Source organism: Cupriavidus sp. HMR-1, from assembly GCF_000319775.1.
Lineage (GTDB): Bacteria > Pseudomonadota > Gammaproteobacteria > Burkholderiales > Burkholderiaceae > Cupriavidus > Cupriavidus metallidurans.
Genome location: NZ_ANKP01000161.1, coordinates 1 through 7,856, shown reverse-complemented (window position 1 = coordinate 7,856; position 7,856 = coordinate 1). Strand labels below are relative to the sequence as shown.

General features: G+C 65.9%; 8 protein-coding genes. 6 read left to right on the top strand and 2 right to left on the bottom strand.

Going from position 1 to position 7,856, the window contains the following annotated elements; genetic code table 11:
• Positions 1 to 207: 207 nt before the first annotated feature.
• On the bottom strand, positions 208 to 1,065 hold the full coding sequence (locus D769_RS18810) for an IclR family transcriptional regulator (protein ID WP_008648249.1): 858 nt from the start codon (positions 1,063 to 1,065) through the stop codon (positions 208 to 210).
• Positions 1,066 to 1,168: 103 nt separating this feature from the next.
• Here D769_RS18810 and D769_RS18805 point away from each other — a divergent pair, with 103 nt between their 5' ends.
• The 6 genes from D769_RS18805 to rfaE2 all read left to right on the top strand — a co-directional run bounded on the left by D769_RS18805 (position 1,169) and on the right by rfaE2 (position 7,117).
• Positions 1,169 to 2,149, top strand: coding sequence for a fumarylacetoacetate hydrolase family protein (locus D769_RS18805; protein WP_008648243.1), 981 nt, complete (start codon positions 1,169 to 1,171; stop codon positions 2,147 to 2,149).
• Positions 2,150 to 2,529: 380 nt separating this feature from the next.
• Complete coding sequence (locus tag D769_RS18800) at positions 2,530 to 3,357, top strand: enoyl-CoA hydratase/isomerase family protein (RefSeq protein ID WP_008648241.1); 828 nt, start codon at positions 2,530 to 2,532, stop codon at positions 3,355 to 3,357.
• A gap of 54 nt (positions 3,358 to 3,411) precedes the next feature.
• Entirely contained in the window at positions 3,412 to 4,305 is an 894-nt protein-coding gene (locus tag D769_RS18795) for a PhaM family polyhydroxyalkanoate granule multifunctional regulatory protein (RefSeq protein ID WP_008648240.1), read from the top strand.
• A 68-nt stretch (positions 4,306 to 4,373) separates the two neighbouring features.
• The gene (locus tag D769_RS18790; RefSeq protein WP_234706927.1) at positions 4,374 to 5,558 is read left to right on the top strand and encodes a patatin-like phospholipase family protein; all 1,185 of its coding nucleotides are present in this window, start codon (positions 4,374 to 4,376) and stop codon (positions 5,556 to 5,558) included.
• 129 nt (positions 5,559 to 5,687) lie between these two features.
• Positions 5,688 to 6,548 (top strand): hypothetical protein, encoded by an 861-nt coding sequence (locus D769_RS18785; RefSeq protein WP_008648236.1) that lies wholly within the window; start codon positions 5,688 to 5,690, stop codon positions 6,546 to 6,548.
• 77 nt (positions 6,549 to 6,625) lie between these two features.
• Complete coding sequence (gene rfaE2 / locus D769_RS18780) at positions 6,626 to 7,117, top strand: D-glycero-beta-D-manno-heptose 1-phosphate adenylyltransferase (RefSeq protein ID WP_008648234.1); 492 nt, start codon at positions 6,626 to 6,628, stop codon at positions 7,115 to 7,117.
• A gap of 123 nt (positions 7,118 to 7,240) precedes the next feature.
• Here rfaE2 and D769_RS18775 read toward each other — a convergent pair.
• Positions 7,241 to 7,856: SPOR domain-containing protein (locus D769_RS18775; RefSeq protein ID WP_040011130.1), on the bottom strand; the 616-nt coding region annotated here is incomplete at its 5' end.

The window sequence follows — 7,856 nt, the reverse complement described above, 5'->3', positions numbered from 1 at the left end:
GGGGGAGGCGCCGGCGGAGCCGGTGGCTTGGGCGGCGGCAGCAGGATGGCGTCGAGCGTCGGGGTCGGCTCGATATCGGGCAGGCTCGGCGCCGGCGCATGAACCAGACGCAGCAGCGCCAGCAAATGGGCGGCCACCACCAACAGAATGACCACAATCCATCTGCGACGGCGCTGCCACCAGCTCAGCATGCCGCCCCGCGACCGACTACGAGGTTTGACCGGCTTGTCCGGCCCGTTGGCTGCCGTCAAGGTAACCGAGTTCCGAAGAGATTTGCCGGGCGATATCGCGCACGCGCCGATCCACCATACCGCCCCATTCTGCATCGAATACGCTCTGCGCGCCGAGCACGATCAGCGCCATCGCCAGATGGCCATTCGCGTCGAACACGGGCGTGGAGATCGCATTGATGCCCGGCAACACCCCGCCGCGCGTGCGTGCCGCGCCGTGCTCTCGCACGTCCGCGCAGATCGCGTCATATTCGTCCAGCGATACGGGCATGTCAGGCAGTGGGACGGTGCCACGCGTGGCCAGTTCCCGCTCGATCAGCGGCAGCGTCTGGCGGCGCGACAGATAAGCCCCATAAAGGCGGCCCGTGGCCGAGTTAAGCATCGGCATGACGTCACCGAGCCGCAGGCTGGCGCTGACCGGCTGGCTCGATTCCTCCCAGTGGACGATGGTCGGCCCGTGGTTGCCCCACACGGCGATACCGGCCGTCTGGTCGATCTCGTCACGCAGCTGCGACAGGATCGGGCGCGCCTTGCGCACCGGGTCAAGCCGGTTCAGCCCGGCCAGGCCAAGCTGCAGCGCGAACGGGCCAAGGTCGTAGCGCTGGCTCACGGCGTCCTGCGTCACGGCGCCCAGCCGCTGGAAGCTGACCAGATAGCGGTGCGCCTTGGCCGGACTCATGTCCGCCGCCGCGGCCAGGTCGCGCAGCATCATCGCGCGCGGCGACGCGGCCAGCGCCTGCAGCAGCCGGAATCCCACCTCGATGGACTGGATGCCGGCACGCCTGGTGTCATCGGCAATATCGTCCCGGGTATCGTCGTCTTCGGCTGCGGTCATGCGTTCCTGGCAAGCGTATCGGTATTGCCGGCCATTCTATACGGTGCGCCCGCGCCGCTCCGGTAGACTGTGGCCCATCCGATTTGCCTATGTTCGACTCCGCATGAAACTCGCCACCCTGAAGGATGGTTCGCGCGACGGCCAGCTCGTCGTTGTCTCGCGCGACTTGAAAACCGCGCACTTCGCCACCGATATCGCAGGCAAGCTCCAGACTGTGCTCGACGACTGGGCCTTCTACGCGCCGCAGCTCCAGGACCTGTATGACGCGCTGAACGCCGGCCGGTCACGCCACCCGTTCCCGTTCCAGACCAAGGACTGCATGGCGCCGCTGCCGCGCGCGTACCAGTGGGCCGACGGCTCGGCCTACGTGAACCACGTGGAACTGGTACGCAAGGCGCGCGGCGCCGAGATGCCACCCGAGTTCTGGACCGACCCGCTGATGTACCAGGGCGGCTCCGACGACTTCATCGGCCCGCAGGACGACATCGTCTGCGCCAGCGAGGCCTTCGGCATCGATTTCGAGGCCGAAGTGGCCGTGATCACCGGCGACGTGCGCATGGGCGCCACCCCCGACCAGGCCGGGGAGGCCATCCGGCTGGTGATGCTGGCCAACGATGTTTCGCTACGCAACCTGATCCCGGCCGAACTCGGCAAAGGCTTCGGCTTCTTCCAGAGCAAGCCGGCCACGGCGTTTTCGCCGGTGGCGGTCACGCCGGACGAACTCGGCGACGCCTGGCGCGAGCGCCGCGTGCATCGCCCGATGGTGGTCCACTGGAACAGCAAGAAGGTGGGCTCGCCCGACTGCGGCACCGATATGGTGTTCGACTTCGGCCAGCTGATTGCCCACATCTGCAGGACGCGCAACGTGCGCGCGGGCAGCATCGTCGGCTCGGGCACGATTTCGAACGTCGATCGCAGCAAGGGGTACTGCTGCATCGCCGAAAAACGCATGATCGAGACGATCGACAGCGGCAAGCCCGAGACCGAGTTCATGAAGTACGGCGATGCCGTCCGTATCGAGATGTTCGACGCCGAACACAAGTCGATCTTCGGCGCAATCGACCAGGTGGTGGCCGCGCCATAACGGGCACCGGCCCATAAGAGGCGCTATCAAAATGAAGCGAAGCGGTTCTGGCTAGGGTGAAGCAGGGGTTTCGGCTCGTATGCGAGCCGCCTGCGGAACGGCACGTGCCTGCGAGCACATGCGCGCCCTGCAAGGGCGCGGCCGCAGACAGTACAAGTGGACTGGCCAAGGCCGCGCAACAACGCCAGAATCTTTTTGATAGTGCCTCTAAGGCACGCAAGCCTTGCCGCGCCAGGCGTTCCTGGGCCTATAATTCCCCGACCAGCCGGTCGGGGAATTGCATTCGACGCGTCTTCCTTGCGTCCCTTCGCGCTCCTTCGCCTCTTTCGGACATCCAGTTCCCTGCCCGGCGGCCCGAAACTTCTTCGATACCCGCCCAAATGACCACTTCCGACGCCAATACCCTGCCCCCGCGCCTGGCGCGCTATCGCGCCCTGACCCTGCGCCGCCACGGCCCCATCCTCGAGGTGATCATGGGCGCGGCCCAATCGGCCAACCAGAAGCTGGCCACCGCCGACGCCTCCATGCACCGCGAACTGGCCGAGATCTGGCGTGATATTTCGGCGGAACCCGAAATCCGCGTGGCGCTGATCCGTGGCGAAGGCAAGGGCTTCTCGGCCGGCGGCGACCTCGGGCTGGTCGAGGAGATGGCCAATGATTTCGAGACGCGCACCCGCGTCTGGCATGAGGCACGTGACCTGGTCTACAACGTCATCAACTGCGACAAGCCGATCGTCTCCGCGATGCATGGCCCGGCCGTTGGCGCGGGGCTGGTAGCCGGGCTGCTGGCCGATATCTCGATCGCGGCAAAGACCGCGCGCATCGTGGATGGCCATACCCGGCTGGGTGTGGCCGCCGGCGATCATGCCGCCATCGTCTGGCCGTTGCTGTGCGGAATGGCCAAGGCCAAGTACTATCTGATGCTGTGCGAGTCGGTCAGCGGCGAGGAAGCCGAGCGGATCGGTCTGGTGTCGCTGGCGGTGGAGGAAGACGAACTGGTCGCGAAAGCGTTCGAGGTGGCCAACCGGCTTGCGGCCGGATCGCAGACCGCCATCCGCTGGACCAAGTACGCGCTCAACAATTGGCTGCGTATGGCCGGACCCGCGTTCGATACCTCGCTGGCGCTCGAATTCATGGGCTTTGCCGGCCCCGACGTGCACGAAGGCATGGCGAGCCTGCGTCAGAAGCGGCCGCCCGAATTCAAGTAACCGATCGTCCTGCTCACGGTTCGGGACGACCATGTCAGACGGAGTTGCGCGACCATGTTCGGACAGTTACCCGATTTCACCAACAGCTACGAGTTCCTTCGCAAGCTCTGGGCTTCCGGCAGCGGAATGCCCAGCGGGCTGATGCCCGGCCTGAGCGCGATGACGCCCCCGATGGATCTCGAGGGCATCGACAAGCGGATTCACGACCTCAAGGCAGTGGAAAGCTGGCTGCAGCTCAACTCGAGCCTGCTGCGCACGACCATCCAGGGCCTTGAAGTGCAACGCGCCACGCTGGTGGCGCTGCAGACGTTTGGCAGCGCGCTCTCCCCCGATGCCATGCAGAGCGCGATGGAAAACGTGGCGCGTGCTGCCAGCGCGCCGAGCGCCGCGCCGCATCACGAGTACGGCACCGGCAAGACGGTCTCGGAAGCACAAGCCGATGCGGAAAATGACGAGCCCGCCGATGACGACATCGACGCGCCGCCCGAATCCGGCCCCGAAGCTGGTGCCGAGGCCTCGGCCACTTCCACCGGACCCGCCCCGGTGCCGCCCAATGCATCGCTGTGGTGGGACCTGATGCAGCAACAGTTCAACCAGATCGCCAGCAGCGCGGCAGCGGCGGCCAATGTCACGCCGTTCAGCAACCTTGGAGGCTTCGGCGCCAGCCCGGCAGGCAGCGAGTCTGCCACGAGCACCAAGAGCGCCACGAGCGCCGGCGATAACAAGTCCGGCCCTACGCCCAAGGGGGCGAAGACGTCCGGGACGAAGAAGGCGGGAACAAAGACCGTAGCCAGGAAATCCGCAAAATCGGCGACAAAGCCAGCGGCGAAGACATCGGGCAAGTCGTCTGCAAAGAAACCCGCAGCCCGAAAGGCACCGGCCGGGAAATCAACGGCCAAGCCTCAGACCCCACCCGCGCCCGGCACGCCGGAGGACACGTTCGAGTGAGCGCGCTCTCCGCACATTCGGCGGAGGCTTCGGCCCGCGCCCGCCAGCGCCAGAGCACCGCTCTGGTGATGATGGGCGGTGGCGCGCGGGCCGCGTACCAGGCCGGTGTGCTGTCCGGCATCGCGAAGATCGCCGCACGTCTTGGGCTGGCGCATTGCCCGCTGCCGTTCGGCATCATCGCCGGGACATCCGCGGGTGCGATCAATGGCGCGGGCCTGGCGGTCGGCGCCGCCGACTTCCGCGCGGCCACGGACAAGCTGTCAGCGCTCTGGCACAGCCTGCACGCCGACGACGTCTACCGGACCGACGTGCTGCGCGTGGGCGTTTCCGGCGCGCGATGGCTGTCCTCGCTGGCCTTCGGCTGGGTCACGCGGCGGTCATCGCCACGCGCGCTGTTCGACAATGCGCCGCTCGGCAGCTTCCTGACCGAGCTGTTCGAGCCGGAGCGCGTCCAGGCCAGTCTGGACGCCGGCGTACTGCAAGCCTTCGCGGTCACGGCGCTGTCGTACAGCACCGGCCGCCATGTCACGTTCTATCAGTCTCACCGCCGTATCCACGGATGGCAACGCAGCCAGCGCATGGCCGTGGAGTCCGCGATTGGCGTCGATCACCTGCTGGCATCGGCCTCGATTCCGTTCCTGTTCCCGGCCATACCGCTCGAACTCGAAGGCCATCACGAATGGTTCGGCGACGGCACGATGCGGCAGATGTCGCCGCTATCGCCCGCGATTCACCTTGGCGCGTCGCGCATCCTGGCCATCGGCGCCGCGTCGCGCCAGCGGGCCGGCTGGTTCGATACCGTGCCATCAGGCGGCTATCCGTCGCTGGCGCAGGTTGGCGGCCAGGCCCTGGCCAGCATCTTCCTGGATGGCCTGCAGGCCGACATCGAGCGACTCATGCACATCAACCGGCTGCTGTCGCGGATGCCCGAGATGGCCAACGACACCGAAGGCTGGCGCCCGGTGCAGGTCATGACGATTTCACCCAGCGAGCCGATCGAGGCCATCGCAGCCGAGCACCTGAATCGCCTGCCACGCACCGTGCGCGCGTTCCTGTCGCCACTGGGCGGCACCGAGGCGCGCGGCGCCGCGTTCGCGAGCTATCTGTTGTTCGAACCCGAGTTCACCCAGGCCTTGCTGGCGCTGGGCGAACGTGACGCGGCCGCCCAGGGCGACCAGATCGCCGCTTTCCTCTATGGTGTGGTGCCGGAAACCACGCCGGTCAAAAAAGAAGTGACAGAAGTGTCGCAATAGCGCCACTTTTTGCGACAACAAGCGGCAATCCGATTGAAATCGCTACGATCCGGGCTACAACGGAGTAGAGAAATCATTCGAGAATAATTCTTGTCTGGTAGAATCCGCCCGTAATTTCAAAGGCTTAGCATGCTCTACCCCGAACTGTTCAAATCGTTGGAGGCGGTCCGCTGGCATATGGACAAGGACATCCCCTGGGATACCTTCGACGCCAGCCTGCTCACTGACGACCAGGCGAAAACCATCCGCATGAATGCCATCACCGAATGGTCGGCCCTGCCCGCCACGGAGATGTTCCTGCGCGACAACCGCCACGACTCCGACTTTTCGGCGTTCATGAGCATCTGGTTCTTCGAGGAACAGAAGCACTCGCTGGTGCTGATGGAGTACCTGCGCCGTTTCCGTCCGGACCTGGTGCCGACCGAGGAAGAGCTGCACGCCGTGCGCTTCGAGTTCGATCCGGCTCCGCCGCTGGAAACGTTGATGCTGCATTTCTGCGGCGAGATTCGCCTGAACCACTGGTACCGCCGTGCCGCCGAATGGCACTCGGAACCGGTGATCAAGCATATCTACCGCACGCTGTCGCAGGACGAGGCACGCCATGGCGGCGCCTACCTGCGCTACATGAAGAAGTACCTGAACCAGTTTGGCGACAACGCGCGTGCCGCGTTCGCCAAGATCGGCGTGCTGATGGCGTCGGCCCGTCGCACGGAAAAGCCGCTGCACCCGACCAACCTGCACGTGAACAAGGCGCTGTTCCCGAACGACACGGTGCAGTCCCGCCTGCCCGATCCGGACTGGCTCGAGCACTGGCTCGACGAACAGATCCGCTTCGACGAGATCTGGGAAAAGAAGGTCATCGAGCGGATTCTGCACAACATGTCGCTGCTGTTCGAGCGCACGTTCGACACGGTGCAGGACCTGAACCGCTACCGCAAGGAACTGAACGTCAGCCTGCAGGGCGGCGGTGCCCAGCCTGCCCAGGCCTGAGTGTTCCGACCCCGCTTGAGCGCCTGAACATGCCAAACCCCATCGGATACGATGGGGTTTTTCTTTCTCCACGACCCATGAACGCACCCGCCTTCGAATCCAAGCTGGTCCCCGCCGACGATGTCGCGGCCCTGCACGCCGCAGTGGCAAAGCTGCCGCGCCCGCTGGTCTTCACCAACGGCGTGTTCGACATCCTCCACCGCGGCCACGCCACGTATCTGGCGCAGGCGCGCGCGATGGGCGCCAGCCTGGTGGTCGGGGTGAACAGCGACGCTTCGGTGAAGATGCTCGGCAAGGGCGACGACCGCCCGCTCAATCACGATGCCGACCGCATGGCGCTGCTGGCCGCGCTCGCGTCCGTGGATCTGGTAGCGATGTTCCGCGAGAAGACGCCGGTGGAACTGATCCGGCTGGTGCGGCCGGACGTTTATGTGAAGGGCGGCGACTACGACATCGACACGCTGGAGGAAACGCGGCTGGTGCGTAGCTGGGGCGGACAGGCGTACGCGATCCAGTTCCTGCACGACCGCTCGACCACCAAGCTGCTGACGAAGGTACGCGGCGGCTGAGCCGGGTTTTAGAAGCCGTTTCAAGAAGATTCTGGCGTCGTTGCGTGGCCTTGCCGTACTACTTGTACTGTCCGCGGCCCCTCGCCTAGCCAGAACCGCTTCGCTTCATTTTGAAACCGCCTCTTAACCCTCGGCGCGCGCCGCGACTGGCTCGCCGCGCGCCTGGGTCACCGGGCGGCAGTCCTGCAGCACATCGCCGCCATAGCGCAGCCTCACTTCGTCCATCCGCGCGCGCACGGCATCGTCGGCGTGCGCCACGCGCAGCCACTGCCGCGCGATCGCTCTCGGCGCATCGCTGATCTGCGCGGTGCGCACGCCCTGCCCGCGCAACACTTCCAGGAATTTGTCGGCACGCTCGCGGTCACGGAACAGTCCGAGCGAAACCGTGTACGACTCGGGATTCTCGCCCGCCACCACCGATACGTCGGTGACCTTGCGGCGACGCAGCTCCGCCAGCTTTCGATCGGCGTTCTCGCGCGTCGGCTGGGCCGGCAGATGAACCCACCACCGCACCTGCTCCGATCGCTCGAACTGCTCCATCGGCAGGGGTGCGGTCACGGCAATCGCCTTCAGGTCCTCGATCGCGCGCTGCACGTTCTGCGCCGTGAAGCCGCCCACCTCCATGCAACTATCGGCGGATGTCCGCGCGGTGCTGGAGATGGCCGCCGGCTGGGCCGCGCGTGGCACGGCCGGGGACGATGCCGGATCCACTGCCTCCTCTGCGGCCGCCGCCGCCCTC